Here is a 691-nt window from a genome sequence, read left to right on the forward strand (position 1 = left end):
GTCAACGCGCTGCGCAAACGCCTGAAGTCGCTGCGGTTGCGCAAGGGAAAGCTGGAAGGCGTGCAGCTTTGGTATGGTTTAAACGACATGCCAATTTCGTGGTTCAAGGGCGCGCCGAAGAAAACCACGACCGGCGCGACGTTTCGCGGGAAAGAGTACAAAGGCGCGTTCGTCGCTTCCAGCCAGTACGCGCACCGCAAAACGATTTTCAAGCGCAAGGGAAAGCAGCGCCTGCACATCGAAGAACAACTGTTCCCCGTGAAGGATAAGGCGGACGTGTTCGTGGAAGATAGAATCTTCGTGCAGGTGGATGCGATTTTCTGGCCGCTGTTCAGGCGAGAACTGGACGCACGCGTGAAATACAAAATTGGTGGGGCATGATGGACCCGAACGCATTCCTGGACCTGGACGCACTGCACGACGCAATCGAGGCGGCCATTAAGGCGCAATTCCCCGACCTGCAAACCGTCGAGTTTTACCGCACAGAAGAACGGAAGAACCTGCCGCTGCCGGCTGTGCTGCTGAACTTGTGCGAGTTCGAAGGCGAACCCGACCTGGACCCCGGCACCGAACAACTGGCTGTGTCTGCGCGATTTGAAGCGGAAATCATCTTCGGGTTCCGCACGCCGAACGTGAAGCGCGAGATTCGCAAGTTCGCCGCTGCGTTCGCTGCCTGGCTGCGCCTTCGTCG

Annotated in this window: 2 protein-coding genes; both read left to right on the forward strand. The window is 58.2% G+C overall.

Annotated features, from left to right (window positions below):
• Positions 1-381, forward strand: a 381-nt coding sequence (locus tag AC5ZGW_RS46695) for a hypothetical protein (RefSeq protein WP_496114203.1), incomplete at its 5' end; no start/stop codon positions are given.
• The coding region (locus AC5ZGW_RS46700; RefSeq protein ID WP_496114204.1) for a hypothetical protein at positions 381-691 on the forward strand (311 nt) is incomplete at its 3' end. The genes AC5ZGW_RS46695 and AC5ZGW_RS46700, both read left to right, overlap by 1 nt.

The sequence above is a fragment of the Bradyrhizobium sp. Crot121 genome, from assembly GCF_059512385.1.